25 protein-coding genes and 2 pseudogenes are annotated in these 25,787 nt (G+C 70.3%); 12 read left to right on the top strand and 15 right to left on the bottom strand.

The window, feature by feature from the left end; genetic code table 11:
• Positions 1-43 precede the first annotated feature (43 nt).
• From AB5J87_RS38035 to AB5J87_RS38025, 3 genes are read right to left on the bottom strand one after another with little or no spacing between them, the layout of a single operon-like run.
• Positions 44-835 (bottom strand): ABC transporter permease, encoded by a 792-nt coding sequence (locus AB5J87_RS38035; protein WP_369383890.1) that lies wholly within the window; start codon positions 833-835, stop codon positions 44-46.
• Complete coding sequence (locus AB5J87_RS38030) at positions 832-2,013, bottom strand: ATP-binding cassette domain-containing protein (protein WP_369383889.1); 1,182 nt, start codon at positions 2,011-2,013, stop codon at positions 832-834. The genes AB5J87_RS38035 and AB5J87_RS38030 overlap by 4 nt, the downstream gene beginning before the upstream one ends.
• Before the next feature lie 43 nt (positions 2,014-2,056).
• The gene (locus AB5J87_RS38025; RefSeq protein ID WP_369383888.1) at positions 2,057-2,728 is read right to left on the bottom strand and encodes a DUF4097 family beta strand repeat-containing protein; all 672 of its coding nucleotides are present in this window, start codon (positions 2,726-2,728) and stop codon (positions 2,057-2,059) included.
• Between the two features lie 340 nt (positions 2,729-3,068).
• Here AB5J87_RS38025 and AB5J87_RS38020 point away from each other — a divergent pair, with 340 nt between their 5' ends.
• Entirely contained in the window at positions 3,069-3,830 is a 762-nt protein-coding gene (locus tag AB5J87_RS38020; protein ID WP_369383887.1) for a helix-turn-helix domain-containing protein, read from the top strand.
• A gap of 168 nt (positions 3,831-3,998) precedes the next feature.
• Here the strand turns inward: AB5J87_RS38020 and AB5J87_RS38015 are convergent, their stop codons facing one another.
• Positions 3,999-4,616: a TetR/AcrR family transcriptional regulator gene (locus tag AB5J87_RS38015; RefSeq protein ID WP_369383886.1), complete on the bottom strand. Its 618-nt coding sequence runs from the start codon at positions 4,614-4,616 to the stop codon at positions 3,999-4,001.
• A gap of 80 nt (positions 4,617-4,696) precedes the next feature.
• On the opposite strand from AB5J87_RS38015, the gene AB5J87_RS38010 reads away from it, so the two are divergent.
• On the top strand, positions 4,697-6,106 hold the full coding sequence (locus tag AB5J87_RS38010; RefSeq protein WP_369383885.1) for an alpha/beta fold hydrolase: 1,410 nt from the start codon (positions 4,697-4,699) through the stop codon (positions 6,104-6,106).
• A 178-nt stretch (positions 6,107-6,284) separates the two neighbouring features.
• On the opposite strand, the gene AB5J87_RS38005 is transcribed toward AB5J87_RS38010, so the two are convergent.
• The 3 genes from AB5J87_RS38005 to AB5J87_RS37995 all read right to left on the bottom strand — a co-directional run bounded on the left by AB5J87_RS38005 (position 6,285) and on the right by AB5J87_RS37995 (position 7,947).
• Entirely contained in the window at positions 6,285-6,731 is a 447-nt protein-coding gene (locus AB5J87_RS38005) for a nuclear transport factor 2 family protein (RefSeq protein ID WP_369383884.1), read from the bottom strand.
• Positions 6,732-7,418: 687 nt separating this feature from the next.
• Positions 7,419-7,787, bottom strand: a complete 369-nt coding sequence (locus tag AB5J87_RS38000; protein ID WP_369383883.1) for a hypothetical protein — start codon at positions 7,785-7,787, stop codon at positions 7,419-7,421.
• Positions 7,788-7,797: 10 nt separating this feature from the next.
• The gene (locus AB5J87_RS37995; RefSeq protein WP_369384201.1) at positions 7,798-7,947 is read right to left on the bottom strand and encodes a hypothetical protein; all 150 of its coding nucleotides are present in this window, start codon (positions 7,945-7,947) and stop codon (positions 7,798-7,800) included.
• On the opposite strand from AB5J87_RS37995, the pseudogene AB5J87_RS37990 reads away from it, so the two are divergent.
• A pseudogene (locus AB5J87_RS37990) lies at positions 7,876-8,082 on the top strand (hypothetical protein); the annotation flags it as partial. The gene AB5J87_RS37995 and the pseudogene AB5J87_RS37990 sit on opposite strands and share 72 nt — an antisense overlap.
• Positions 8,083-8,203: 121 nt before the next feature.
• Here AB5J87_RS37990 and AB5J87_RS37985 read toward each other — a convergent pair.
• The 3 genes from AB5J87_RS37985 to AB5J87_RS37975 form a co-directional block, all read right to left on the bottom strand.
• Positions 8,204-9,127: a LysR family transcriptional regulator gene (locus AB5J87_RS37985; protein ID WP_369383882.1), complete on the bottom strand. Its 924-nt coding sequence runs from the start codon at positions 9,125-9,127 to the stop codon at positions 8,204-8,206.
• Between the two features lie 121 nt (positions 9,128-9,248).
• Positions 9,249-9,779, bottom strand: a complete 531-nt coding sequence (locus AB5J87_RS37980) for a DinB family protein (protein WP_369383881.1) — start codon at positions 9,777-9,779, stop codon at positions 9,249-9,251.
• A 13-nt stretch (positions 9,780-9,792) separates the two neighbouring features.
• Positions 9,793-10,482 carry a class I SAM-dependent methyltransferase gene (locus tag AB5J87_RS37975; RefSeq protein WP_369383880.1) on the bottom strand — a complete coding sequence of 230 codons (690 nt, stop codon included), beginning with the start codon at positions 10,480-10,482 and terminating at the stop codon, positions 9,793-9,795.
• A gap of 516 nt (positions 10,483-10,998) precedes the next feature.
• On the opposite strand from AB5J87_RS37975, the gene AB5J87_RS37970 reads away from it, so the two are divergent.
• A complete protein-coding gene (locus tag AB5J87_RS37970; protein ID WP_369383879.1) occupies positions 10,999-11,346 on the top strand; it encodes a DoxX family protein in 348 nt (115 codons plus the stop codon).
• Between the two features lie 187 nt (positions 11,347-11,533).
• Here AB5J87_RS37970 and AB5J87_RS37965 read toward each other — a convergent pair whose 3' ends face one another.
• Positions 11,534-12,442 (bottom strand): FG-GAP repeat domain-containing protein, encoded by a 909-nt coding sequence (locus AB5J87_RS37965; protein ID WP_369383878.1) that lies wholly within the window; start codon positions 12,440-12,442, stop codon positions 11,534-11,536.
• A 625-nt stretch (positions 12,443-13,067) separates the two neighbouring features.
• Between AB5J87_RS37965 and AB5J87_RS37960 the strand changes: the two genes are divergently transcribed.
• Positions 13,068-14,786, top strand: coding sequence for an FG-GAP repeat domain-containing protein (locus AB5J87_RS37960; protein WP_369383877.1), 1,719 nt, complete (start codon positions 13,068-13,070; stop codon positions 14,784-14,786).
• A gap of 116 nt (positions 14,787-14,902) precedes the next feature.
• On the opposite strand, the gene AB5J87_RS37955 is transcribed toward AB5J87_RS37960, so the two are convergent.
• Positions 14,903-15,232: a hypothetical protein gene (locus AB5J87_RS37955; protein WP_369383876.1), complete on the bottom strand. Its 330-nt coding sequence runs from the start codon at positions 15,230-15,232 to the stop codon at positions 14,903-14,905.
• Positions 15,233-15,555: 323 nt separating this feature from the next.
• Between AB5J87_RS37955 and AB5J87_RS37950 the strand changes: the two genes are divergently transcribed.
• A complete protein-coding gene (locus tag AB5J87_RS37950; RefSeq protein WP_369383875.1) occupies positions 15,556-15,876 on the top strand; it encodes a hypothetical protein in 321 nt (106 codons plus the stop codon).
• Between the two features lie 239 nt (positions 15,877-16,115).
• Here the strand turns inward: AB5J87_RS37950 and AB5J87_RS37945 are convergent, their stop codons facing one another.
• From AB5J87_RS37945 to AB5J87_RS37935, 3 genes and pseudogenes are all read right to left on the bottom strand, one after another.
• Positions 16,116-16,559 (bottom strand): hydrolase, encoded by a 444-nt coding sequence (locus tag AB5J87_RS37945; protein ID WP_369383874.1) that lies wholly within the window; start codon positions 16,557-16,559, stop codon positions 16,116-16,118.
• Between the two features lie 242 nt (positions 16,560-16,801).
• Positions 16,802-17,647: an alpha/beta fold hydrolase gene (locus AB5J87_RS37940; protein ID WP_369383873.1), complete on the bottom strand. Its 846-nt coding sequence runs from the start codon at positions 17,645-17,647 to the stop codon at positions 16,802-16,804.
• 509 nt (positions 17,648-18,156) lie between these two features.
• Positions 18,157-18,306, bottom strand: a pseudogene (locus AB5J87_RS37935) (Atu4866 domain-containing protein); the annotation flags it as partial.
• 323 nt (positions 18,307-18,629) lie between these two features.
• Here AB5J87_RS37935 and AB5J87_RS37930 point away from each other — a divergent pair.
• The 6 genes from AB5J87_RS37930 (at position 18,630) to AB5J87_RS37905 (ending at position 25,414) form a co-directional block, all read left to right on the top strand.
• Positions 18,630-20,462: a trypsin-like serine protease gene (locus tag AB5J87_RS37930; protein WP_369383872.1), complete on the top strand. Its 1,833-nt coding sequence runs from the start codon at positions 18,630-18,632 to the stop codon at positions 20,460-20,462.
• 209 nt (positions 20,463-20,671) lie between these two features.
• Positions 20,672-20,899 (top strand): type II toxin-antitoxin system prevent-host-death family antitoxin, encoded by a 228-nt coding sequence (locus AB5J87_RS37925; RefSeq protein ID WP_369383871.1) that lies wholly within the window; start codon positions 20,672-20,674, stop codon positions 20,897-20,899.
• A gap of 33 nt (positions 20,900-20,932) precedes the next feature.
• Positions 20,933-21,301: a DUF6247 family protein gene (locus tag AB5J87_RS37920; RefSeq protein ID WP_369383870.1), complete on the top strand. Its 369-nt coding sequence runs from the start codon at positions 20,933-20,935 to the stop codon at positions 21,299-21,301.
• Positions 21,298-21,621, top strand: a complete 324-nt coding sequence (locus AB5J87_RS37915; RefSeq protein WP_369383869.1) for a hypothetical protein — start codon at positions 21,298-21,300, stop codon at positions 21,619-21,621. The genes AB5J87_RS37920 and AB5J87_RS37915 overlap by 4 nt, the downstream gene beginning before the upstream one ends.
• A 1,522-nt stretch (positions 21,622-23,143) precedes the next feature.
• Entirely contained in the window at positions 23,144-25,063 is a 1,920-nt protein-coding gene (locus AB5J87_RS37910) for a hypothetical protein (protein WP_369383868.1), read from the top strand.
• A gap of 219 nt (positions 25,064-25,282) precedes the next feature.
• Positions 25,283-25,414, top strand: coding sequence for a hypothetical protein (locus AB5J87_RS37905; RefSeq protein WP_369383867.1), 132 nt, complete (start codon positions 25,283-25,285; stop codon positions 25,412-25,414).
• The last annotated feature ends 373 nt before the right edge of the window (positions 25,415-25,787 follow it).

The raw sequence follows: 25,787 nt of genomic DNA, 5'->3' as shown, positions 1-25,787 counted from the left end.
CGTCGGGCCTCCCCCCTCATCCCTCATCCCGCCTCTCCCTTCCTCACCCCGCCTCCCCGTTGAACTTCGCCGTCGACCAGAAGTAGCCGAGGACCGCGAGGCCCACGCACCAGGTGACGGCCAGCCAGCCGTTGTTGCCTATCTCCGTGCCGAGCAGGAGGCCGCGGAGGGTTTCGATCGCGGGGGTGAACGGCTGGTACTCCGCGATCGGGCGGAACCAGCCCGGCATCGCGTCCAGCGGGACGAACGCGCTGGACAGCAGCGGCAGCAGGATCATCGGCAGCGCGTTGTTGCTGGCCGCCTCCACGTTCGGGCTGATCAGGCCCATGCCGACGGCGATCCAGGTGAGCGCCAGGGCGAACAGCACCAGGAGTCCGAACGCGGCCAGCCACTCCAGGGCGGTGGCGTCCGTCGAGCGGAAGCCGATCGCCACACCCACCGCGCCGACCAGCACCACACTCGCCACCGCCTGCAGCACACTGCCGATGACGTGCCCGATGAGGACCGAGCCGCGGTGGATCGCCATCGTACGGAAGCGGGCGATGATGCCCTCGGTCATGTCGTTGGAGACGGAGACCGCCGTGCCCACGACGGTGCTGCCGATGGTCATCAGGAGCAGGCCCGGTACGACGTACGCGATGTACGCGGAGCGGTCCGGGGCGCCGCCGCCGATGCCCGCGCTCATGGTGTCGCCGAAGACGTACACGAAGAGCAGGAGCAGCATGATCGGGGTGAGGAGGAGGTTCAGGGTGAGGGAGGGGTAGCGCCGGGCGTGCAGGAGGTTGCGGCGCAGCATGGTGGCGGAGTCGCGTACGGCGAGGGAGAGGGAGCTCATCGGGCAGCCTCCGTCGGCTGGTTGGGGGAGGCGGTACGGGGAGCGGTGCGGGTGTCACCCGCGCCGCCGGTCAGGGCGAAGAAGACGTCGTCGAGGTCGGGGGTGTGCACGGTGAGTTCGTCGGCCTCGACACCGGCCGCGTCCAGCCGGTCGAGGACGCCGCGCAGGTCCCGCTGGCTGCCGTCGCTGGGGAGGCGGAGGGTGAGCGACTCGTCGTCGCGGGAGGCGGGGGAGGAGGCGATGGAGGGGTGGGCGGGGTCCGGGGAGGGCGACGAAGTCTCGCGGGCCGCCGTCCCGGCCAGAGCCGCCGCCGCGTTCCAGTACGCCTCCGGGTCCGCGAACCGCAGCCGTACGTGCCCGCCCGGCACCAGCCGCTTCAGCTCGTCCGCCGTGCCCTCGGCCGCGATCCTCCCGTCGTTCAACACCGCGATGCGGTCGGCGAGTTCGTCGGCCTCTTCGAGGTACTGGGTGGTGAGGAAGACGGTGACGCCGTCCCTGACCAGCTCGCGGATGATCTGCCACATCTGGTGGCGTGAGCGCGGGTCGAGGCCGGTGGTCGGCTCGTCCAGGAAGATGATCCGGGGGCCGCCCACCAGGGTCATCGCGATGTCGAGGCGGCGCTTCATGCCGCCGGAGTAGGTGGAGGCGGGCTTCTTGGCGGCTTCGGTGAGGTCGAAGCGCTCCAGGAGTTCGGCGGCGACCCGCCGCCCCTCGCGGCGCGAGAGGTGGTGCAGGTCGGCCATCAGCAGCATGTTCTCCGTGCCGGTGATCAGCCCGTCGACGGCCGAGAACTGGCCGGTGACCCCGATCGCGGCCCGTACGGCCTGCGGCCCGGTGGCGAGGTCGTGGCCGCCGACGCGGACGGAACCGCTGGTGGGGTCGGGTGCGATGAGGGTGGAGAGGATCTTCACCGCGGTGGTCTTGCCCGCGCCGTTCGGCCCGAGCAGGGAGAAGATGGTGCCCGGCGGTACGGCGATGTCGACGCCGTCCAGGACGGTGTTGTCGCCGTAGGACTTGCGCAGGCCGTGCGCCGCGATGGCGAGGTCGGTGGTGCCGGTGGCCGTCGGGCGGCTGTTGGCGGCCCGGTGGTCGGCCGGGCCGTTGTCGGTGGCCCGGTGGTGGGTGGCGGCGCGGTGGTCGTCGGCGGATCGGTTGTCGTTGACGGCTCGGTCGGTCATGAGAGGTGCCCCCTGTTTCTGCTGTGGTCGGCCGGCCGTGCGCTCACAGGCTGCGGGCGGCGATGTTGCCGTACGAGGTGGTGGCGCGGATGGCGAGGTCGGCGGTGCCGGAGTTGTGGAGCGCGTTGGTGATCCGGCCGTAGCTGGTGCCCGCGTCCAGGGAGGCGGAGACGCCGCGGGCGGCGCCGACGGTGATGTCCCCGTACTCGGTGCGCAGTTCGACCGCGCCACCGGTGGCCTCGGTGATGCTCAGGTCGCCCTTGCGGGTGCTGATCAGGGCGTCGCCGCCGAGCCGGCCGACGGTGATGTCACCGGCGGCGAGGGTGAGGCGGGCGCTCGCGGTCTCGTCGAGCTTGACGGTGGCCTGCGCGCCCTCGAAGACGACGTCGCCGAGGCGTCCGACGCCCCGCAGTTCGGCGAGGGCCGCCTTGGCCTGGACGCGGGAGCCGGTGGGCAGTTGGACGGTGACCTCGACGGAACCGGAGTTGCCGAGCACGAGGTTCTGCGTGGGCGCGGCCTCGATGCGCAGCACCCCGTCCTCGTACGCGACGGTGATCCGCTCGGCCGCCTTCACGTCGCGGCTGCGGTCCGCGTCCGCCGGGCGGACCTCGACGGTGGTGTCGGCCCGGTCGGCGGCGATGAACTGGACGCGCCCGGCGGGGATGTCGAGGACGGTCGAGACGGGGCCGGTGGTGGCGGTGGCGAACTTCTGCATGGTCGGTCTCCTTCGTACGAGCCGCCGTCCGCTCCTTGCGTCCGGCGGTTTCTGATGAAGGAAACGCTACGTTGCGTTCGAGGATCCGGCAACGAATCTGTTGCGCTGAATCGGCATCATTGCAGGTCAGTTACGTATAATCATTGCAATGGTCTTGTGTGGAATGCAATGCAGGATGGGCGTTGCGTTGCAATGGGTTGAGCGCAAACGCTATGCTGACGCACCATCGGCCGACCCGGCGGACGGGCGTACCCGACAGACGCGCCAGACTCGACGGGCGCAACAGATCCGCCGGATACGACGGATACGACACGCTCGACGGACACGAAGGAGGCCACCGATGCCCGGAGGCAGGCTCACCCAGCAGGAACGGCAGCAGATCGCGCTGGGGCTGGCCGACGACCTCGCCTACGCGGAGATCGCGCGACGCCTGGACCGCCCGACGTCGACCGTCACCCGCGAGGTCATGCGCAACGGCGGCCCCACGGCCTACCGTGCCGAGGCGGCCCAGCGCGCCACCGGCCGGCGCGCCCACCGCAGCCGCCGGGCCGCGCCCCCCGAGAAGGACACCGCACCGCTGCCGCACGGCCGCGACCCCGAGCAGGTGCGCGCGTACGAGGAGCGGCTGACCGATGTCCTGATGCAGACCGGTCTCTCCAACAAGATGATCTCCCGGGTGCTGACCTGCCTCTACACCACCGACGAGGGCAGCCTGACCGCCGCCGAACTCGTCGAGCGCCTCCAGGTGAGTCCGGCGTCCGTCTCCAAGTCGATCGCGTTCCTCGAAAGCCAGGGCCTGGTGCGCCGCGAACGCGACGAGGGCCGCCGCGAGCGCTACAGCGTCGACGACGACGTCTGGTACCAGTCGATGCTGGCCAGCGCCCGCGCCACCGCCCAACTGGTCGACACGGCCCGCCAGGGCGTGGGCGTCCTGGGCCCCGGCACCCCCGCCGCCACCCGCCTGGAGAACATCGCCCGCTTCCTCGACTTCATCACCGAGAGCATCACGCGAGCGGCGGAGCAGGCGCGGGAGGTGCTGTACACGAAGCCGGAGGGGGCTGCGGGGGGTGGGGGTTCCGACGCTCCGGGCGCGGTGGGCTGAGGAACCCACGTGAAGTTGGTGGGGGAGTAGTGGTCCCGGCCGTTCACACGGTCGTGCCGGGGCGGGGGCCGGGCGGCCGGGCTCGGCGGACTTCGGACTGCGTGCGCGTGTTCACGAGGTAACGGCCCTACCGCTTTGCGTGGCAACGGCCTTCACGCGGCAACGGCCCTACCGCTCCGCCCCCGTACCCTGAAGCCCGGGGAACGCGCCAGGTGTTGCCCACCCGCGCAACACCGCGTAGACCGTCGACCGGAACGCCGTCTCGGCCGCCGGGCCGTCGAGGGCGCCCGCGAGTTCCAGGGTGACGAGTCCGTGCAGGGCCACCCACAGTGAGACGGCGATCAGCGTGGTGTCGCCCGCCAGGACGTCGTCCGCCACGGCGCGGTCGATCGCCGCGACGAGCGGGCGCACCGGGTCGCGGTCGCCGATCCGGGACGACGGGACGAAGGGCTGCGCGCCGCCGAACAACACCGTGTAGAGGTGCGGGTGTTCGCGCCCCCAGCGGCGGTACGCCACGGCCAGCGCGTACAGATCGTCCAGGGCGGCAGCCGAGCCGGGAACGGCCGTCAGGTCCTGGAACAGACCGGCGACCGCCTGGTCGCGCACCTCGCGGATCAGGCCGTCCTTGCCCTCGAACAGCGTGTACACCGCCGCCGTCGACGTTCCGGCCGCGGTGGCCAGCGCGCGGACGGTGACCGACTCCCGGGGGCGGGTCGCGAACATCTCGGTCGCGCATGCCACGAGCCGTTCTCTGACGGCGGCGTCGTTCGTTCTCGGCCTTCCCATGGGAGCAGTCTACCGACGCTGATAACATCGTTTCAAAACGTCGTTTCAAAACGGCGTACCAACGAACTGGGGGGATCGCCATGCCACCGTCCGTCTTGCCGCCGCCCGTGATGCCACCGTCCGCCAAGGGTTCCCTCACGCGTTCCCCCGTACGTTTCCTCATACGTTCCGTGCGCCCCGTCGGCCGTCTGCTGGCGGCAGCCGCCGTGGTGGTGGGGCTGGCCGCCCTCTTCCTGGCGCTGATCGTCGCCACCGACGGCGCGGGCTCGGGGTTCGCCGCATGGTCCGCGACCGTCGGGGCCGCCCTCGCCGCGGCGGCGTGGCGGGGCCGCCGCCGCCCCTGGCGGGGACGGCTGGTGCCGTTCGTGCCGGTGCTCGTCGCGGCGGCCCTGACGCTGACGGTGTGCGTCCCCACCGTCCCCACGACGCGCCGCTCCCCGTCCGCCCTGGCGTTCGTGACGACCGAGCACTGGCGCCTGTCCACCGGCAGCCGCGTCGCCGTCTACCACTACCCGCCCACCGGCGGCGGCCCCCGCCGGCACGTACCGCTTCTCTACCTCAACGGCGGCCCGGTGCGCGGCATCTCGGTGCTCGACCACCACTTCCTGCGGCGGCTCGCGGGACAGGGCTACGACGTGTACGCGTACGAGCAGGCCGGCGGCGGACGCAGCGACCTGCTGCCCATGGACCAGTACACGATCACCCGGTCCGTCCGCGACCTCCGCGCCTTCGTCGACAGGCTCGGCACGGAACGCGTCGACGTACTCGGGTTCTCCTCCGGCGCGGCCCTGCTCGCGCGCGCTGGCCGACCCGGCCACCGCCGCCCACCTGCACCGTGCGGTCATCGCCGAGCCGGGCCCGATGGACGGCCCCACCGCCCGGCTCACGGGGCAGAAGGGCCGACCGTCGGCCCGCGGCACCGCACCGGCGAAGACGGGACCGCGCTCCACCCATGTCCCGCGGTACGCGGTCGCGTTCGGCCTGATGCGGCTCGGCCTGCTCAGCCCGGAGAACGGGCTGGTGGGACAGGCGGAGGGCGACAACGCCTTCACCGCCGCGGACCTCGGCAGCGACACCGCGTCCGCGTACTGCGCGAAGGACGCGCACCGCATCCCGGTCGAGGACACGGCGGACAACTTCTCCTTCAGCGCCGCCGCCAGCCTCCGCATCCAGCAAACGATCAAGGACTCCCCCTCCCTCGCCCCGCAGCTGAGGCGCTCCCGGGTCCCCGCGATGCTGATGATCGCCGAGTGCTCGTCCCAGGTCCGCCAGTGGGAGACAACCGTCCTCGCCAACGACCCCGCCATCCGGCGCACCCAGTACATGCCCGGCGTCGGCCACCACATGTGGAACGGCCTGGACGACAACGACCAGCGAGCGGCGGCAGCCATCACGGCATTCCTCCAGGACAAGCCGGCACCACTGCCCGACTATCCGACCCGGGCGGACATTCCGGCTTTTCTGGGGGGGCCACAGGTAGGCGTTGGTGACGAGCGGTTCGTGGACGGCCACCGGATGCCGGCGCGGTCCCGGGAGGCCGCCCTCCATCGGGAGATCCACGAGGAGATCGCGGGGAAGGCCGAGACCGTCCGCCTCCTCCACACCATGGAGGAACGTGGTCGCCCCCACGGATGGGCGCCGCCCGCACGAGGCCGCGGCGCGCGCCCCTCACCCCCCAACCGCCCCCGACGCCGCAACCGTGCCGTCCAACCTTTCGTAGCAGTCGTAGTTGCGCTGCGCGAGGATCCTGTCGCCGCGGAAGGTCAGGAACACCGCGATGTGGGCGCGCAGCACGTGGCCGGCGGGCAGGGTACCCAGGGGGACGGCCAGGGTGCCCGTCCAGGTGACTTCCAGGGCCACCTCGTCGCCGGACGCCACGGCGTTGTGTACGTCGAAGCGCTGTTCGAGGAGGAGCCCGCTGCCCCGTTCCGCGCTGTGCAGCACGGCGGGGAGGTCGCGGCGGACGCCGTCGGGGAAGAGCGCGTTGGGGAGCTCGTGCTGGACCGCGTCCTCGTGGAAGAAGCGGGCCAGCTCCTCCCCGACGGCTCCCCGGGCCACCGCCTCGTGGTAGCGGAGGGCGGTTTCCACGTGGGGGTTCTGGCGTTCAACCGGCATGGGGAGGAGCATAGTTGGGCCGAAGGGATCCACCCCGGTCCGCTACCGGCGGGTCGCCTCCGCGACGGTCAGCTGCCGAGGTCGACGCGGGGTCCGCCTCCCCCTCACACCCAGCGGGTCGCGCCCCCACTCGCCGACCGCCCCCGCGACCACGTCCTCGCCGTTGATCCAGAACCGCACCTGAGCCGGGAACCGGGGCCCTGGCGGCACCACCCTGATCTCCAACCGATCGAACATGGGGCCACCTTAGAGCCGGGCTCCGCCAGCGGGCTTCCGCCCGTTCCGCATCCGGTGCGGGGCCGGTGCGTCGACGCTGACGGGGAGGGCGGCCGAGGGCATGGACCGCGAGGCTGCCACCTCACCGGCCCGCGTCGAGCCCCTCGCCATCGGACCCACCGGACCCACCGGACCCACCGGACCCACCAGGTCCACCGGCGCCGCCAGGCCCCCTCGGGAACGCGCGGTGCTGCCGTATCGGGCTCTCGATGAACATCTGCAGACCCGACGGCACACCCGGCACCGGGCTCTCCTCGTGTGAAGGGCCGTGCGTTTCCTGGTGGTTGGGGAAGGCGCCGCTCATCCGCTGTCCCTCTGTCCCTTCCGCTCGCCCCTCGACGAGACGATAGGGCCCGGCGTCCGCCCCTGTCACCGCCACCGCCGCGCGGGGGCGACGCGATGCGGGAGGGGTCAGCTGTAGTTCGGGCCGTCGACGTACGGAAGGGCGGACGGCGGGAAAGCGGGATGGTTCCGGTAGGCGCGTACGAGCTGGAGCAGGGCCCACATGCGGGGCTTGTCCCAGCGGGTCTGGTCGGAGATCCCTTCGAGGAGGGTGTCCGCGCAGTGCGTGCCGAAATCCCCGTAGAGGGTCTGCAGCGCGTGCGTGACCGTGCTGTACGCGGGCGATCCTTCGCCGTCCGGCGCCAGCCGGGCCAGCGCGGCCTCGGCCTCGGACCTCAACGTGCCGACGAACGAGTGGAGTTCGACGAGGGTCGCGATGACGTCCGGCTCGCCCCCACCCCTCGGCGAGGGGCTGTTCCCGGCCATCTTCGGATCCATGGGCGTGAGGCTACAACAGCGCGAATGGGGACGGCTGGAGGTCGCTCGCCGGATACGGGGAGCGGGCCACGCGGGCGCGCGTCGCCGGATGGACTTCGGCCCCTGCGCCGCCGCCCGGATCGACGTCGAACTCGATCTGCGCGCCGTGCGCGACCGCCATGGGCCCGAATCCGCCACCCGTCTGCGTGCGGACCTGCGTCGGCTGGCGCCGGATCTGCTGCGCTGGCACATGCCCCGGATCGCCTCCGAGGGTCTGCTGCGGCCCGGCCCCACCGTCCGCCTGGTGCGTTACGGGGGTGGTGACACCACCCCCGCGCCGCCGCAGCCGGTGGTGCGCACACCACCGACCCGGGGATCGTGGGCCTGTCCCCCTCCCGCCCATTACCCAACGCCCCACCTCCGCCCCCCCGGTCGCTTCAGTCGCTCCCGAGGGACTTCGCACGGTGTCCGTGTCCGTGTCCGTGGCCTCGTGCCCGTACGGGAGTGGGGTGGCGGTACGCGGCCGTCGCGGTGTCGACGAAGGGGCGGATCAGGGGGTTGGTGTCGCCCGTGTTCCACACCGCGACCACGCGGCTCGGTGGCATGTCGGTGAGGGGGACCACGGCCAGTTCCGGGGGCAGGTCGTGGCCGAGCGGGGCCAGGCCGACCGTGCCGTTCCACAGGACGGCCTGGAGGCATTCCTGGACGGCGCGCACGACCGGGCCCTCGCGCGGCTCGCCGCTGTTCCAGTACGCCTGCCAGAGGGGGTCCGTGCCCGGCGGGAACTGGAACCAGCGCCGGTCGCCCAGCTCGGCCAGCCGCAGCCCGTCCCGCCCCGCCAGCGGATCGTCGGCGCGCAGGACCACGCCGACCGGGTCGGTGCGCAACGTACGTACGGTCAGGGCGGTTTCGTCGAACGGCGCCCGGGTGAGGGCGATGTCGACCAGCCCGGCGCGCAGCCCGCACGTCGGGTCGGTCAGGTCGGTGTCGCGGATGCGGATGTCGACGCCGGGCCGGCTCTGCCGGTGGGCGGCGGCCAGCCGGGCCACGCCCGGGTCGGTGCCGTCGCCCAGGATGCCGACGGTGAGGGTGGCGGCACCGGATGCCGCACCGCTGACCCTCGTACGCACGCGGTCGGCATGGTCGAGCAGGTCCCGCGCCTCCTCCAGCAGCACCGCGCCGACCGGCGTGAGCGTGACGCCGACGGGCGAGCGGACGAACAGCAGGGCCCCGACTTCACCCTCCAGCCGCTGGATCGCCCGGCTCAGCGGCGGCTGGCTCATGTGCAGGCGGGTGGCGGCCCGGCCGAAGTGGAGTTCCTCGGCGACCGCGACGAAGTAGCGCAGGGTTCGTAGCTCCACGCTGCAACGATACCGAGGGAGTATGGCCGGGCGCGGCGCAGACGGTCCCGTCCCGCGGTGCCGGTGGTGGGTCGCGGTGAGGGTGGCCCGACACCCCCGGTCGTAGCAGGCCGAGCACCCCTCACCGCCCCGTAGCCCCATCGATGAGCTCCCGCACGATGTCCGCGTGCCCCGCATGACGGGCGGTTTCCTCGATCAGGTGGGTCAGGGCCCAACGGACGCTGGGGGAGCGGCGGTTGGAGTGGTTGCGGGGGACCGGGGCGCTGAGGTCCGGGCACGCGTCCAGTACCTCGTTCGCCTGCTCTACGGCCGCCCGGTAGCGGGCGACGACATCGGACACGCTCTCCCCGGGCGCCGCCCGGAACGTCGTCTGCCAGTCGACGTCCTCCTCCCCGAGGAACACCGCGCGCTCCACGAACGTCAGATGGTTGAGCAGGCCGAGCAGATTGGTCCCCGAGGGCACGGCAGCCGTACGTACCTCCGGTTCGGGCGCGTCCTCGACCTTCGCGGCGACCGACTCCCGCACGTAGTCGAGGAACCCGCGCAGAACCTCGGCCTCGCCGCCCCCGGTACGCGGTGGCGGGGTGTCACGGCGGCGGCGGTTGGCGCGGGCCGGGCCGGTCGGGGCGGACTCGCGGGGGCGAGTGGACATCGGGATCGCCCCCTCACACCTGGACGCCAAGGCGGCGGCGGATGACGAGTACGTGGTCGATGACCTCGGCCGTACGCCCGTCCGGCCCGGCCGCGATCCGCCGGGGCGAGTCCGCCCGCTCGACCGCCCACGTCCGCGGCGCCAGACCGATGCCCTCGGCGGTCTCCCGCGGGCCCGGGTAGCGGGTGCCGGGGTCCTGGTTCCATGACCAGGGCGCGGTCGACCCGTGGTCGACGACCAGCAGCAGCCCGCCGGGCCGCAGGGCGTGCGCGGCCGAGCGCAGGACGGCGGCCCGGTCCAGGTCGTGGGGTGTCTGCAGGTAATGGGCGCTGACCAGGTCGTACGTGCCCGTCGGGAACGAGGTGTTCAGGTCGTGCCGTACGGGTGTGATCCGCTCGGCCAGACCGTGCGAGCGGGCGAGGTCCGCGAGCCGTTCGACGGCGACGGCCGAGATGTCGGTGGCGGTGACCCGCCAGCCCGCCCCGGCGAGCCAGAGCGCGTCGCCGCCGTTGCCGCATCCGAGGTCCAGCGCGGTGCCGGACGGCAGACCGGTCACCACTTCGGTGAGGCGGACGTTCGGCCGCGGGTCGTCGGGCGCCGGACGGGCGGCGTGGACGCCGTCCCAGAACGCCAGCGCGGTGTCGGCGGCATGGGCGTGGGCGTTGGCATGGGCGTTGGCACGGGCATGGTCGGACGTGTTCATACAAGTCCCCTTGTGGCGCTGGTGCGGTGAGACGCCGGCGCGACGACGTGTCGCCGCCTCGACATGCGCCCAGTCTTGGCAGACGCACCGCGAACGGGCACGCAATCTTGCGGTTACGGCAAGAAAGACCCGGCGGCAGGCACCCCCGACGGCGGGATGGGCCCAGACCCACGAGGGCGTCGAGTGGCCTCGTACTGTTCGGCCCGCAGGGGCCGCGGGCGCGTCTGAGGAGCGCGCACACGTGACGAGCACGCACACCTGACGTACGGCGGGGCGCGATGAACAGGGGCGGCGGGCGACCGTGCGGCCGGGCCTACCGAACAGGTCGCTCGGATCCACAGGCGCACCCCGCGAAACTTCTCTGAGGAATTCTCGCGACGCTGTCACACATCGGGGCCGCCGCGGTTCAGCCAAGTGTGAGGGTGCGCGGCGCGGCCGACGCCCCCACACCGGACCGGCCCACCGGCCGTCCGCCGAAGCCGCGTCAGCACCCGGCCACCACACAGAGGAGTCCCCATGTCCACGGCCTACGTCATCGTCGCCGTCTTCACCGCCGCCTGGATCGGTTTCTCCGGGTTCTCGCTGCTGCGCAAGGCGGAGTTCGTCACCCAGCCGCTGATCGAGTACGGCGTGCCGCGTTCGTCGTGGACGCTGCTGGGGCTGGCCAAGGCGGCCGGGGCGGTGGGTCTGCTGGTCGGCCTGGCGGTCCCCGCGATGGGCGTCGCGGCCGGGGTGGCCCTGGTGCTGTACTTCCTGGGCGCGGTCATCACGGTGCTGCGGGCCCGTTCGTACAAGACCGTCGTGTTCCCCGTCCTGTACCTCGCGCCCGCCGTGGCCACGCTGATCCTCGGCCAGGCGGCCTGAGGGGGAGCGGGCGCGTGCCCGGCACCCGGACCCGGCCGCCGGCAGACGAGAAACCTCGCCGCCGACGGCCGGGACCACGGGGTACGGGCTCAATGGGGTCCACCGCGTACGCAAGGAGCCCGTACGCAAGGAGCCCGTACGCAACGAGCCCGTACGCAGGTGTCACCCCGCCGCACCCCACCTCGGATCAGAACATCTCGCGGTACTGGTTGAACCCGTAGCCGATCTTGACCTTGGCCTTGAAGGGTGCGGCGGCCCTGCCGGTGCCCTTGTAGAGGTAGAGGTCGCCCTTGGCGTCACGGGCGAGCAGGTCGCTGTGGCCGTCCCCGTCGACGTCGCCGGTGGCCACCAGCTTGTTGAACTGGTTCCAGCCGCCGCCGATCTGCACCCGCTGCGCGAACGGCTTGGCCAGGTCGCCGGTGCCCTTGTACAGCCACAGGACGCCCTGCTTGTCGCGGGCGACGATGTCCGGCCGGGAGTCACCGGTCAGATCGCCGAGGCCGGCGATCTGGGTGTACTGGTTCCAGCCGCCGCCGATCCGCGTACGCGGGGCCAGCGAGCCGTCCGTCCGGCTCTGCCAGCGCCAGAGGTAACCCTCCTTGTCGCGCGCGAGCAGATCGGGGTGCTTGGCGCTGCCGAGGGCGCCGGGCATGATGACGTTGTCGTACGGGCTCCAGCCGCCGCCGATGCGCTTGAGCTTCCCGTCGAGCCACAGGTTCAGCGTGCCGTCGGTCATGACGTGGTACGCGCCGTTCTGGCTGCCGGTCATCTCCAGGTCGATGGAGACGCCGTACTTGAAGTTCTTCCAGGCGTACGCGCCGGAGCGGGCGCCGAAGCCGCCCTTGCCGTCGGGCATGTATACGTACATCTGGCCCGACGGGAGGATCCCGGACAGGAAGTAGAACGGCGCGGCGGGCGTCGGCTTGCCGGCCGCGGCGGCCCTGGAGGTGGCCAGGGAGGCGTTCTTGGCCGAAGGCGAGGCGGTGGCGGAGCCGTCGGCGACGGCCGTACCCGCGGCCGTGGCGGCCAGGACGACGGTCGTCGCCATCGCGGCGGTACGCGCCAGGGCGCGCCGTCCGCGGAAGAGCTTCTTCACAAGGAACTCCGGACAGTGGTCGGGTGTGGCGGAACCAGTCCGGGCGCGCGGCAGCGGAACGTGCCGCGCCGACGAAGCTGAGCGCGCACGGTCGCGCCGGCCCTGCGGATCCCCCCACGAGGTCTGGACCACAGAATATCGCCCGCCCGGTGGGTGTGGTCCGGTGGCAGGGCACTCCCGCAAACGTAGACACCGGGTACTCAGGACCGGACAGCCCTGGGAGCCACCCGGGGTGGACCAGCGTATGGATCCCGGTGGATCCCGGTGGACCCCGGCCTGGTCCGCACGCACACCGAGGCCAACCCCCTGTGACCCCGATGACTCGATACTCACTTCAACCCCACCCACCCCCGGGGGTACGCTTCAGACACATCCCGGGGGGGATTTCGGCATTTCTGTGTGAACCACCGCGCTGTGGACCACCGCGCACAGCCGCGCGTTCATCGCGGACACCCTGGCGCGCCGGACGGCGCGGCCATCGTGGCCCGCCAGACGCACCGTGTGCACCAGGCGCACCCTGCGCGGTTCCACGAGAGGTGCCTCCGTGTGCACCGCCCGCCGCTCGCGGCGGTGGGTTCGGCCATGGCCTCACCCCGGTCATACCGCGTATTCCCAGGGGGGAATCTTGTCTTCTCCGCGCACCTCGCGCACCGGCCGTCTCGCGGCCTGCACCGCTCTCGCGCTCTCGGCCGGGATGCTCCTGGCCGGCACCGCCTCGGCCGACGGGGCGCCGGCGGCGCCGCACGGGGCGATCAACCCCGTGAAGCCCGAGGCGGCCACGCCGACCGGGACGCTGCCGAAGGGCACCGCCCACCGCAAGGCCGCCGCCGCCCCCGCGGCCCGGGTCAAGCCCCGCGCCGACATGGACGCCGACGGCTACAGCGACTTCTTCTACCGCACGCCGAACGGCAAGCTCTGGCTGCGGACCTTCGTCACGGGCAAGGCCGACGTCGAGTACACCTTCGCCGACCAGTCGGGATGGCAGAAGGACGTCCTCACCCCCGGCGACCTCAACGGCGACGGCTACCCCGAGGTGCTGACGCTGTCGTCGACCGGCACCCTCTCGCTGTACACCAACCCGGGCCCGCAGTACGCCGGTTACCGCGCCTGGTCGAGCGGCGGCTGGAACGCGTACAACAAGCTCGTCACCCCCGGCGACGTCACCGGTGACGGCAAGCCGGACGTCCTGGCCCGCACGCCCGGCGGTGACCTGTACCTCTACCCCGGCAACGGGAACGCCTCCGGTGACCCGTTCGCCGCGAAGGTGAAGGTCGGCGGCGGCTGGCAGTCGTACGACCAGATCCTCGGTGCCAACGACGTCAACGGCGACGGCATCGCCGACGTCCTGGCCCGCACCCCCGGCGGTGACCTGTACTTCTACGCCGGGACGGGCAACACCGCGGCCCCGCTCAAGGGCCGCGTCAAGCTCGGCGGTGGCTGGGACACGTACAACCAGCTCTTCAGCATGGACGACGCCAACGGCGACGGGTACGCGGACATCTTCGCCCGCACCCCCGGCGGCACGGTGTACCTCTACCTCGCCGACGGCAAGGGCAACTTCCAGCCCCGCAAGCAGTGGGGGACGCGCTGGGAGTCGGCCTCCTGGCTCGGTTCGCAGGGCGGCAACCCCTTCCTCGGCAAGAGCGAGATCCTCGCGCGCGACGGCCGGGGCACGCTGTTCTACTACACGACCCGCAACAACGGCCAGCTCGCCGACCGCCAGCAGGTCGGCGACGCCGGCGGCTGGGCGGGCGCGAACCTGCGCTACGCCTCGTCCCTCGACGGCGACGGCCAGCCGGAGCTCCTGGAGATCTACGAGAACTGGCTGTACAACGGCCAGAACCAGGTCAGCGGCGGCTGGGGCACCTACAACCTCGTCGTCGGCCCCGGTGACCTGAACAACGACGGCCAGGGCGACCTGCTGGCCCGCGACGGCTCGGGCACCCTGTGGCTCCAGCGCGGCAACGGCGCGGGCACCGGTTTCGCCTCCCGTCTGAAGGTGGGCGGCGGCTGGAACGCGTACGACAGGATCGTGGGCGCGGGCGACCTGACCGGCGACGGGCTGGCCGACATCGTGGCCCGCACCGGCGACGGCAAGCTCTACCTGTACCCGGGCACGGGCGTCTCCACCTCCCCGTTCAAGTCGCGTGTGTACATCGGCCCGGGCTGGCAGCAGTTCAAGCACCTCGCCGCCCCCGGCGACGTGAACGGCGACGGCCGGGGCGATCTCCTCGCGAGCAACTCCCGCGGCGAACTGTTCCGTTACGAGTCGAACGGCTACGGCGGCTTCAAGTCCCGCGTCAAGCTCGGCGACGGCTGGAACACCTACCGCGACCTGTACTGAGCCGCACCCCGAACGACGAAGTGCCCCGCCACCGCGCAAACGGTGGCGGGGCACTGCCGTGTCCGGGGCACCTTCGGCAGCGGTGGTCCGCGGTCCGAGCCCGGGCTATGCCCGTTTCACCTGCTGAAGCGGGAGTTGCCGAGTGCCACCTGGTGGCCGGTCAGGGTGATGTCGACGCCGTCCTCGGTGGAATGTGCCGCCGTGAACCCGATGTTCTCGGGGAGGCTGATCCGCCACGTGGCGGTGACCCGTTCGGCGCCGGGGACGGTCAGGGTGATCTCGGTGCCCTGCGCCAGCAGCGTTCCGGTGGTCGCCCGCGTCCGGCCGCCCGCCGCGCCCGTCACCTTGATGCGCGCGGCCTGCTGGTTCGCGTAGTGCAGGGCCATGCGGTCGGCGGCCGTGAACAGTACGGCGAGCACCGCCAGCGTGATCGCCAGAACCTTCACCTATCGGCGTCTCGTGCCGACCTCCCCGTGTGTGCCGTGATGTGTGGTGCCCGATGCGCGAAGCGGCCATACATGACGCGGCCATCTGCGACGCGGCCATGCCACGACTTCTCGGCGCGGACATCTTGCATCCTGTCATAGGTTTGAACGCGTTCAAATCGCGGCTGTGGCGCTCCCGACCGCCCGCCAGGCGATGGGTGCACATCCGGCCACCCGGCGATTTCCGGCCGATCGGAGATCCGAACCTCTGATCTGGCTCAACTCCATAGGTCCGCGCCGCATCGGCGCAGCATCATGCGATCAACGCGGCACAAGGAGAGGTCATGCTGTTCGAGAAGAAGACGTCCCCCATCGTCGTGCGTGACGCGCCCGACATCCTTGAGGCCGTACGCGCCGCCCTGACCCAGGCGGCGCCCGAGGAACGGGCCGGGCTCGAACGGGCCGCCGAAATCGTCGAGGCGTACGGCCGGCTCACCGACGACGACCTCCTGGCGCAGTGGGTACGGGGCATCCTGGCCGACGCCGGAGTCGAATCGCGGACCCGGAGCGACCACGTCCAGCGCGTGATCGCCCTCCGCAAGGCCGTACCCGAACTCACCTTGACCGCCGCCCACCGGCTGGTCGTGAACGCGGTGGGGGAGTAGGGCTGCCGCCGCCCCCGTCTGCTGGGCCACCGGCTGGGGGAAGGCGCAACGCGGAGCCGGGCGCGCGCAGGACGGAGCCGCGCCGCCCACGCCAGGGGTGTAGGCGGTCTCACCACGCATGCGCTCCAGGTTGAATGCGGCCGTCTCCGCCTTTGCGGTGTACGGGCAGTAGTACCCGTGCCGGCCTGGGAAGGCGGCGAACCCCTGAGCCGCCGTCGCAGCCTCTGACCTCGTCGGATTCAGTCGGCAATGCCCCGCGTCCCGCCGATCACCCGCTTGATGCCGATCACCACCCGGTAGCGCTCGCGGGCCGAGAACTCCCTCATCTCCCAAACGGCCGGACGCCCCACCTCCGCACACAAGTGCAGCACCCGGCCCTCGTCCACACAGACTCCGACGTGGGCGCCGTAGGCATCGTCGGTGGCGTTGAACAGTACGAGGTCGAGGGGCCGGGCGACGGGTACCCGGCTTGTGGCCCGCGTATCGGCCCACAGGTCACTCGACCGCAGAGCGGGCGGAGTCAGACCGAAGTGGCGAAGGACTTCATAGGCGTACAGCTGGCAGTTCGCGCCCTTCTCCAGACCGGGGAAGTCGGCCACCGCGGAGGACCCCGGAAAGCGGGAGCCGACGTAGGGGACGGCCCAGAGGGCGGGCGGTAGTTGGTGGTGCGGGGCTGGATCCATGTGTTCATCCTCCCGGGGCCGGGGCGGCCCCGAGGCCGGGGGCGGGACCTGAACCCCGAGGGGCGGGACCGAAGCCCGAGGGCGAGCGCGGCGCGGCGCGAGGGTATGGCGCGCGGCCCGAGTACAGGGCGGGGCCGGTGCGGGCGCGGTGCGAGCGCGGTGCGGGCGCGAGGGTAGGGGCAGGGCGGGTCCGGCGCGAGCACGGCGCAGGCGCGACACCCACCCGCCCCCCGCCCCCGCCCCTATCCCAGCGCGAGCATCGCCGCAGCAACCTCACCGCTCACCGCCCCCGGAAGCGCGGTGCCCACCCCCTCCAGGACCAGCAGCCGCGCCCCCGGAATCTCCCGGGCGATCGCCTCCCCGTTCCCGACGGGGAAGAAGCGGTCGCGGCGGCCGTGGACGACGAGCGTGGGAACCCCGATTCCGGGCAGGCGTTCGCGCCAGCGGGGCCGGCAGTCGAGCCGGGAGAACACCATGCCCATCTGGTTGGCCATCTGGACCGGCGGCGCGGTGCCGGGCGTACGGTCCCAGACGCGGGCGGCGAGGGCGCGTGCGGCAACAGGGTCGTCGCCCAGGATCTCCGCACCGGCGGCACTGAACTCCGCGACCGACTCGCGATCCCCCCAGTCGGGCGCCGCCCGCGCGAACAGCCTGCTCATCGCCGCCTGGTCGTGGTCGGGGAGGTCGTCGTCGGGCGGCCCGGGGGCGACCGGGCGGGTGCCGACGAGGGTGAGCGCCGAGAACGCGTCCGGATGCTCCAGCACCGCCACCTGCGCGACCATCCCACCGACACCGATCCCCGCGAGGTGCGCGGGCGCGCCGCCGCCGAGCACGTCGACCAGGGCCGCGGCGTCGGCAGCGAGATCGCGCAGGGTGTAGGCGGGCGCCAACGGATCCACCGCCGTCGACTCGCCGCTGTCACGCAGGTCATAACGCACGACACGACGCCCTCCGGCGGCGAGACGCTCACACAGCGCGTCGGGCCACGACAGCATGGTCGTACTCCCCGCAAGCAGAACGAGCGGCGCACCGTTGTCCCCGAACACCTCGATGCCCAGGGCGATTCCATTGACGTCGATGGTGGTCATCGGATCACCGTGAGGTGCCGTAGATCGGATACGGGCACGTGGCCGAGGACGGGCAGGGGTACGGGTACGGGTTGGCGTACGTCGAGGCCGATGCCGAGAGCCCGGCGAGGAGGGCGCCGAGCGGGACCGAGAGTCCAGCACTGTTTCGTCTGCATACAAGACCAGACCGGCCCCGCCCCCGGAACTCATCGCGCCCATACGAAACGGCCTCGGCCCGACGGCCACGAGGTTGGCGCGGATGCCCAGCAGCCCGCCCTCGACGGCGAGCACTTCGGTCAGTTGGGCCGGAGCGCCCTTGGACGCGCTGTAGGCGATGCCTCGGGCAGGGCGACGGTGGAGGCGTACGAGTCGGTGCTGACGATGGCACCACCGCCGAGGCTCTTCATGAACTCGACCGCGGCGGCGCTTTTGCTCTACAGATGTAAGGCTCCCTTGTCTCGGGCGCATTTCGTCTGCCGAGGGCGGATCCGCCTCCCGGTGCCAGGGCGGCGGCCGTGGCCCGGCCTTCTCTACGACCGGTTTCGCTCCCGGTAGAGCACGAGGTGCTCGTGATGGAGGACTCCGTCCCGGATGTCGCCCGTGGCGGTGAAGCCGGTGTCGTCGACGTAGTCCAGGTGGCTGCCAGTCACCGTGTACCGGCCGGTGTACGCGTCACTGCGCCGCGAGGACAGCTGGATGATGCACGACGGAGTGCTCCTGATTGCAAGAGGGGAAAGGGGTCACCTGTGTTCGTCGGTGGTTCGGGACGTGAGGGCTCACGCCGCCGCGCCCCATAACGGTTTGTCTGGCTCTGCCACGGAGAGTTGGAGCGGGAGTTCAGCATTCGCACTGAGAGCGGTAGCGACGGCATGAGCGGTGGCCGGCGCGAACCTGTTCATTGATCGTTTACGGGCTATGGAACCGGCCGGGGTCAGCTGGGGGTGTTCGGACCGCTGGCCGCCGGCACAGCCCGGTGGCCTCTCTCTGGAGGATGGCCTTCTTCATGACCGTTCTGGGATTGTTCGCGCGGCACAGACGACCGCGCCCCGCTCTGGGCTGGGTGGTTCCCGTCGTGGCGCTGGGAGCGTTGGGGCCGATCGCGGCCCCGGCCGCGGCGGCATCGCCGCCCGAACCACAAGCACGGACCGTCAGTGACCCGGTGCCTGCGGGCTTCGCCTCCTGGGACCAGCTGTTCAGCCTGCAGACGAGCATGAACGCCACGGTGCGACAGGTGAGACGTCTGGCCGGGCTGGAGAAGGTCTCCGGGTACGCGGGGGCGGTGGCGTCACCGACCGCACGCAGAGTGGAGATTTTCTGGAACGGGAAAGTCCCCGAGCCGGTCAGGGACTTCGCCGCCCGTAGCAAGATTCCCGTTGACATCAAGGCCGCCCCCTACAGCAAGGTGGAGCTGGAGGCCGCGGCCAAGGTGGTGACGGACCAGATGGGACGGTCCACGGGCACCGGCCGCATCACCGAGGTGTCCGCCGCCCCCAACGGCACGGGACTGCAGGTACAGGTCGCCGGAGCGCCGCGGGTGGCCGGGATGAAGCTCGCCGCGGGCCCGGTCGCGCGGCCCGCAATCCTGTCGAAGGTGAAGGTACCCGTCGACGTGGAAGTCGTCGCCGATGCCCCGCAGTCGCTGTCCGGGCGGTGGGACACCCAGTCGCATGCGGGCGCCTACATGCGCAACATGGCAGGACCCTTCGGGGCGGGATCCTGCTCCACGGCGTTCAGCATCGGTGACGGGAAAGCGTTCACGGCCCGCCACTGTTTTCCCGCCCCCGACACCAGGAAGACCGTCTACAGCGGGACCGGCGGCCGCTTCGCGGACCTGGCTTCCGGACCGGTCACGTCCGGCAGCACGACGATGGACGCAGCCGTGATCGAATCCGGCAACCCCAACTTCTTCGAACCGACCATGTGGCGCGGCGCCTCCGCGTCCTTCAGGGACGGCAGCGGGCAGACCGTCTGGCAGGTGACCGACTGGGCCATGGCGGAGACCGGGAACATCGTCTCGACTTCTGGTGCCGCGTCGGGAGAGCTCCGCAACATCGAGGTTGGCAGGAAGGTCCTGCAGTACGAGGCGAAGGACGCCGCCGGCAACGATGTCCGCTTCGGGCCGGCCTGGAAAGCGAAGCAGGTCAACGGCACGGCAGCGGCCGGCAGGGGCGACAGCGGCGGCCCGGTGTTCACTCCCGACCTGCGTCGCGGCGGAGTGACCGCGCTCGGGATCATCTCTGCGGGTGATGTCCCTGTTGCCTGCCCCGAAGCCAATCCCAACGGCCGCTTCTGCGGTTCCACCCTGAGATTCGTCGACATCCAGGACGCATCGGCCGCCCTCCGTCAGCCCATCATGCTGCGTGCCGAAGACGGCAGAGTCCGCTTCGAAATGCGCTCACCCATCGACAGCCCCGCCAGCCAGCTGCCGACCAGCGGCGAACACAACGATCTGATGTCGGCCAACAACGGTTACGAGGCCGACCTCGAGGGCGGTAACACCACCGCGGGTACCGAAGTCCAAGCCGCCCGCGGCGAGGCGGAGAACCCCAACAACGACTGGATCTTCCGGGACAAGGGCAACGGCATGTGGGAGATCGAAACAGCCCACGGCGGCGGCATGGTCATCGACCACAACCCGGACACCCACCGCACCCACCTCGTACATTCCCAGGCAAACAACACCAACCAGCTGTGGTCGTTCCAGGGAGTGGGCGACGGCTGGAACCAGCTCCAGAACGGTTCCGGTGGGTGCCTCACCGCCGACAAGGAAGGCGACGGCCTGGGCGTATGGGCCTGCGACGCCAACAACGACGGCCAGAAATGGCGCGTCGGATGATCTGAACGACGCCAGCACCTCGCTGCCGGTCAGCCCTGCGGCGCCTGTTCGTCCGCAGGGCGGTGGGCGTGGGCGGCAGCATGGTGACTGCGAGGTTTTGGCCGTGATCGTGTTGATGGTGTAGGTGTTCTCCGGCTGTGGTCTGCTGGTGCTGCTCCCGAGCGGGTTCGACTATCGCAACTATGATAGTTGGGGATAGGGTCGGGTCCATGGAGACGAGGACGTACACGACGATCGACCTGCGTAAGCAGATGGGTGAGATCCTCGACCGCACCCGGATCGCGGGCGAGCCCGCAGCGATCACCCGCAAAGGCAAGACTCTCGCCTACCTGGTGCCGGCCGAGTGGTTCGAGCAGCTCACGGCAGCCCAGAAGCCGCCGGCCCCCGCCGCTGCCCAGAACCCGCCCGCCCGCACCGCAGGCCGTGACGCGGCCTGACCACCCGGCCACGCGAACCAGAGAGCCTGCGTCATGACTGCCCAGCCCATCCACTTCGACGGTCCCGGCGGCGACAAGCCCCGCCGGGTCCCGCCGATGCCCGAACGCACCCCCCAGGCGCTGCGCCTGGCCATCCAGGAACATGCTCCCCACCTGCTGCCGGACTTCGAGGCCCACTGGCGCCGCGCGATCGGTGACGCCTTCAACCTCACCCCGGTCCCGGCGTTCATGCGTCTGTGGTGGACCCAGTACGCCATTGCCCGCGACCCTGGCCTGGAAGCTCACCTGCGCGATCTTGAGGCTCGCGCGGCGACCTCGGAGGATCCGACAGAGTCCGGGCGCCTGCTGGCCGAGTACAGCCGCCTGCGCCGACAGGCGGGGGCCGCGGAGCCCGGCCAGTGACCGATGAGCTCCCCGGGCCGCCGTGGATGATGGACTGGACGGCTGAAGCCCTCGAGGAGTTCGAAAGCATGCCGCAGGACGCCAAGCAGCTGGTCCTGTCGGCCCGCGCGGAACTGATCACCGCCGCAGACCCCTATTTCCGGGGCATTGACGCCGACCTCGGCCTGCCGCACTGGATCACCGTGCGTCCATTGGCCTCTACCAGCCCGGGCGGCCCGCACATTGCTGACCTGGCCGGTGGTCGGGGCTGGCTCATCTTCACTTTCGTCCGGCGCCATGCCGACCCTCAGATCACCGTCACCGATGCCTTCTGGGCCTGACCCGGCAGGGCGTAAGCGGGTCAGGGTAGATCTTGCTTTTCCCCTGAACTACCTCCTGACCTTCCCTCCTGGCCGTCCGGCGATTGTTGCTGGTCACCGTGGGGTTTTGGCGTGGTGTGAGGCGGGCATCCCCTCCAGAGCCCCTCGCTCGCCCCGACAAGAAAAATAGGGAAGACAGGGAGGCAGGGGCGAGGGGGTACGGGAGGGGATCGGGGTGCTGTCCTTCGGGTTGAGCGTCGGCGGGGGTCTCCGCGCTGCAACGGGCGCACAGGGGCTGACCAGAAGCCCGGCAAGAGGAAACGGGCCCCCGGGACTGCCTACCGCCACCTCCGGACAGCCTCACAAAGATCGTTGGTCGCCTGGTCCGGGAACGCGGCCACCGGGCACCTTCACGTCTGCCGCGTCGGGGCGCTCGCCGTGGGCGGCACACTGGCCGCTCCGGCTGCGCGCTGATCACCAGCGAGCAGGCGATGGCCGCCCCGAGCTGTGCCATATCGTCCGCTCTGACTTCCCCAACGGCCGTGCGATCAGCTGGACATGAGCCGAGGTCAGCTCACCTCGGGTCTCGGGTTCGAGCAGCCGCTGTACCGAGGCCACCCGGGCTGCTCCGGTCGGCATCGCCGGTTCCCGCCGTATCTGAGCCTGCGCCGGACACGTCCTTGTCCGCTCACTCCTTGCCCTGCCGAAGGAGGAGGCTCGACACAGTCGAGGCAGCCCCGTCCCTCTCTGTTGCAGCGCCCTCACCTGGCCATGGGTTGCCGTGCAGGGAGGGGGATGGTCATGGGCTCAGATGAACTAACTGAACACAGAAGGGAATTGATTAGAAATCAGATTTGGAGACCGGAAGTCTCTGAAGGGAAAAGCAACCCCGGAATCGAAGCGAAAAGGGAAAGCAGGAAACACACCCGGCCCTGACCCCTAGCGAGACTAAGGAATTCGCGGAGCGGATTCCGTCAGGCCGGATCGCGTAGCGATTCGCGCCGCAGCCAACGGAGTTGGCTGCACCCGGCGGCGGAGCCGCCGGCCAGCCGCGCGGAGCGCGGCATCTCTTCCGCCGCGTAGCGGCGGGAATCAGTGATTCTGATCAGTGAGTGGGCCTGTGGCCTGCAGGTTGTCCAGTTGTATTGGGCGGGATTGACCTTCGCTCGTTCGGTGGAAGTGAGCAGTAGTCGGCAGGGCTGGCGGAGTGCGCGCTTGTGACCTGGGGTGTTGTGCTGTGCTCGGTGAATGTGCAGATCGACTGAGCGGGTATGCATCTTCACTGGTTCTGGACAGCTTTCCGAAGGGGGCTTTCCTGTTGCTCACTCCGTTGGACTGCACCGCTCGCGCAGGCCGGTGTGGGACTGTGCAATGAGGTGCTGGAGCCCAAGGACTGCTGACGCTTCGCCAGGGATATGCCCCTCCCTCACAGCGTCGGAGGCTCCTCGCCTCGTGCTCTCCAGGGACACCGTGGGGTGCGCGCGATCATCACTGCCGGGGCAGACGCGAGGTGGCGATGGTGATGAGAAGGTCGGCTGGGATCGTGGTGCTGCTGATCGGGCTGTTGCTGGGCAACAGTGGTCTGGCAGCCCCGGCGAGTGCCAGCCTGCGGAACTCAGCCCTGGCCCCTGAGCCAAAGTGCAGGCAAACGGGATCAGAGACCGTGAACGGCTGGACTACCGGGGCGGCTGCTTGTGCCTACGCCCAGGCAGCCGGTAAACCGCTGGGCAAATCCCTGGGTCGTGTCCTGGGAAATACAGCGTTCGGAAAGGCGTGGGGCAAGGCGGCGGGAGTCGCGGGCGCTGGGGCGCAGGCCTTCATCAAGAAGCCGCCGTTCTTCGAAGCCGGGGCCCGTGCCCAGGCCAATGCGGAAGGTCAAGCGCACGGAGAGACCGCCGGCAAGGCGTTCGCCCCGCAGCTGCTGGGTACCTTCGGCGAACAGTTCGCCGCCGCCTTCGGCAAGGCCTTCGGTGACGCCGCCGGCGCAGCGAACGCCAATGCCTCGGCGTACATCAAGTTGCGGAACCTCCACGTTCAGGCCGGTGCCAGTGCGGAAGCCGTTGGTTCCGCCTTCGGCGACACCTTCGGCACCGCGGCCGTCCGCCCCGCCGAAAAGGAGCTCGCCAAGGCACTCGGCCAGGCACTCGGATACGCCTCCGGTGAAGCCAAGGCCAACGCCTTCGTCGACGTCGACGGAAAAACGCTCCTCCTCGGAATTCCGTTCAAAATTCGCGCGGAAGCCGAGGCGAAAGCTTCCGGCACGGCTATGGGCGCCTCCACGGGGAGTGCAACATTCACCGTCCTGTGCGCCCTCTACGGCAGCGACTACTGCGAAGCCTTCGGCAAGGCATTTGGTAAGGCCGTCGGAAACGCCAAGGCGAGCACCAAGGTAACCATCAAAATTCCGTTCCTCAGGGAAATCACTCTCCCGAAGGATTCCGAAGTTGTTGGCCCGCCGTTCAATCAGGCCGTCGCCGACGGACTGAAAGACACCCTTTTGGCGAGGGCTGACCGGCATATGAGGCAGGCTTTCGCTCCCCAAAAGGTAGCGACCGAGGACGCGGCCGCAGCAGTTGTCAGGGCACAAACGGCAGCAAAGAAGGCAGACGGCTCAGCCAAAGCAGCCAGGGCGGGCGTCGAAGGAGTACGCGACTGGAGGATCGTATCGAAACTCCGAGCCAAACTCGCAGCCTACCGCGCCGAAAGTTCAGCTAAGGAAGCCGGAGAGTCAGCCGAAGAAGCTGTCACGGCAGCCGCCAACGTAGCCAAAGCAAACACTCAAGAAGCCAGGGAAGAGGCTGTAGAAGAAGCCGTAGACGCAGCCGACGACGCCGAAAGCGCAGCCGAGGACGCCGCAGAGGAAGCCGAAAAAGTAGCAAGAATTGCGGGAAATCGTTTCAGGCGAGGGGATGAAAATAGTTCCCGCGAGAGGGCCCGGACCGAGTTCCAGCACGCCTACGAGAAGGTAGCGGGATGGGATTACGTCGTCACGGCTGACCCGAGCATGCAAGGCGGCACAGTCGAGGTACGGGAATCCCCCTTCCAGGGGCGGGATGCGGACGGGGGAACGTCGGTGACGTTCATTCCGCATGCTCCCGCCGACTACCAGCTCAGCTACTGGATTCTCAACGGCAAGAACACCGCTCCGACCAACACAGAAACGGGCGAACTGACAAAATACGTGGACACCGACACGTACTTGACAGCCGTGTTCGTGCGCTCAGACACCTGCGAAGTTACCGTCACCTCGTCACCAGTGGAGGGCGGTACGGCCTATGTGGTTCCCAAGTCGGACGACGGCAGGTACAAAATTGGCACGGTGATTCGTGGCGAGGCTGTCCCTGCGCCTGGCTACCGTCTTGACCACTGGGAAGTGAACGGTCGGACAGATCCAACTTTCGGCCTCGGACGGAAAATCATCCAAGACCAGAAAGTCATCGCGGTGTTCAGAAAGCTGACTTAGGGCTTGCCGGGAAACAAGTTGTAGCAGCGGGCCCGGGGCGGCGAGGACATCGAGCACGCGCGGGCCGCACCCTAGCCCGCCCCCTGGATTCCCGCCCTCCTGGCCCGGCCGTCCCCGGCCGCCGTCGACGACCTGGCCGCGCTCGGCACGGACCGCACCGCCGACCTCGTCCAGCAGATCGAGGCCGCCCTGAGCACCGAGCCGTACGGCGGCACGTCAATGGAGCGCCCGCTGGGCGGGGGACCGTGGGACCGGGTGGCACTGCTGGGCATGGTGCCCGTGCGCTACGCCGTCTCCGACGCCCCCGGCATCGAGCCCCCCACCGTGACCGTGGTCCGCGTCCTGATCTGACCAGGCCGTCAGTCGCCTTCGGTGCTGCCCAGCCGGAACCACCCACACGGGGGTTGCGCCGCGCGGGCCGGACATGCCGTGGTGAGTCGGCACCACAAAAGAAAATGCAGAAAGGCTCAAAAGCCGAAAATCCCAACCGGCCGAATAGGCCGGATTCCTGACCCACAGTCAAGAATCCGAGGGAAAGCCAGAAAACAAGGCGACCCCAGCCCGTAGCCGACTGAGGCATTCGCGGAGCGAATTCCTCCCGGCCGGATCGCGGAGCGATTCCGGCCAAGCCCAACGAAGTTGGGCTTGTATTCCGGCGAAGCCGGAATACAGAATTGCGGAGCAATTCCTGTTCCCGCCGCGTAGCGGCGGCGCGGCGTCCTCG

Source organism: Streptomyces sp. cg36 (genome assembly GCF_041080675.1).
In the GTDB taxonomy this organism is placed as follows: Bacteria; Actinomycetota; Actinomycetes; order Streptomycetales; family Streptomycetaceae; genus Streptomyces.
This window is presented reverse-complemented; position numbering and strand designations above follow the sequence as displayed.

Coding starts and splice junctions, on each gene's coding strand:
- AB5J87_RS38035 (WP_369383890.1), bottom strand. CDS start 835: ATGAGCTCCCTCTCCCTCGCCGTACGCGACTCCGCCACCATGCTGCGC.
- AB5J87_RS38030 (WP_369383889.1), bottom strand. CDS start 2,013: ATGACCGACCGAGCCGTCAACGACAACCGATCCGCCGACGACCACCGC.
- AB5J87_RS38025 (WP_369383888.1), bottom strand. CDS start 2,728: ATGCAGAAGTTCGCCACCGCCACCACCGGCCCCGTCTCGACCGTCCTC.
- AB5J87_RS38020 (WP_369383887.1), top strand. CDS start 3,069: ATGCCCGGAGGCAGGCTCACCCAGCAGGAACGGCAGCAGATCGCGCTG.
- AB5J87_RS38015 (WP_369383886.1), bottom strand. CDS start 4,616: ATGGGAAGGCCGAGAACGAACGACGCCGCCGTCAGAGAACGGCTCGTG.
- AB5J87_RS38010 (WP_369383885.1), top strand. CDS start 4,697: ATGCCACCGTCCGTCTTGCCGCCGCCCGTGATGCCACCGTCCGCCAAG.
- AB5J87_RS38005 (WP_369383884.1), bottom strand. CDS start 6,731: ATGCCGGTTGAACGCCAGAACCCCCACGTGGAAACCGCCCTCCGCTAC.
- AB5J87_RS38000 (WP_369383883.1), bottom strand. CDS start 7,787: ATGGATCCGAAGATGGCCGGGAACAGCCCCTCGCCGAGGGGTGGGGGC.
- AB5J87_RS37995 (WP_369384201.1), bottom strand. CDS start 7,947: ATGGCGGTCGCGCACGGCGCGCAGATCGAGTTCGACGTCGATCCGGGC.
- AB5J87_RS37980 (WP_369383881.1), bottom strand. CDS start 9,779: ATGTCCACTCGCCCCCGCGAGTCCGCCCCGACCGGCCCGGCCCGCGCC.
- AB5J87_RS37975 (WP_369383880.1), bottom strand. CDS start 10,482: ATGAACACGTCCGACCATGCCCGTGCCAACGCCCATGCCAACGCCCAC.
- AB5J87_RS37970 (WP_369383879.1), top strand. CDS start 10,999: ATGTCCACGGCCTACGTCATCGTCGCCGTCTTCACCGCCGCCTGGATC.
- AB5J87_RS37950 (WP_369383875.1), top strand. CDS start 15,556: ATGCTGTTCGAGAAGAAGACGTCCCCCATCGTCGTGCGTGACGCGCCC.
- AB5J87_RS37945 (WP_369383874.1), bottom strand. CDS start 16,559: ATGGATCCAGCCCCGCACCACCAACTACCGCCCGCCCTCTGGGCCGTC.
- AB5J87_RS37940 (WP_369383873.1), bottom strand. CDS start 17,647: ATGACCACCATCGACGTCAATGGAATCGCCCTGGGCATCGAGGTGTTC.
- AB5J87_RS37930 (WP_369383872.1), top strand. CDS start 18,630: ATGACCGTTCTGGGATTGTTCGCGCGGCACAGACGACCGCGCCCCGCT.
- AB5J87_RS37925 (WP_369383871.1), top strand. CDS start 20,672: ATGGAGACGAGGACGTACACGACGATCGACCTGCGTAAGCAGATGGGT.
- AB5J87_RS37920 (WP_369383870.1), top strand. CDS start 20,933: ATGACTGCCCAGCCCATCCACTTCGACGGTCCCGGCGGCGACAAGCCC.
- AB5J87_RS37905 (WP_369383867.1), top strand. CDS start 25,283: ATGGAGCGCCCGCTGGGCGGGGGACCGTGGGACCGGGTGGCACTGCTG.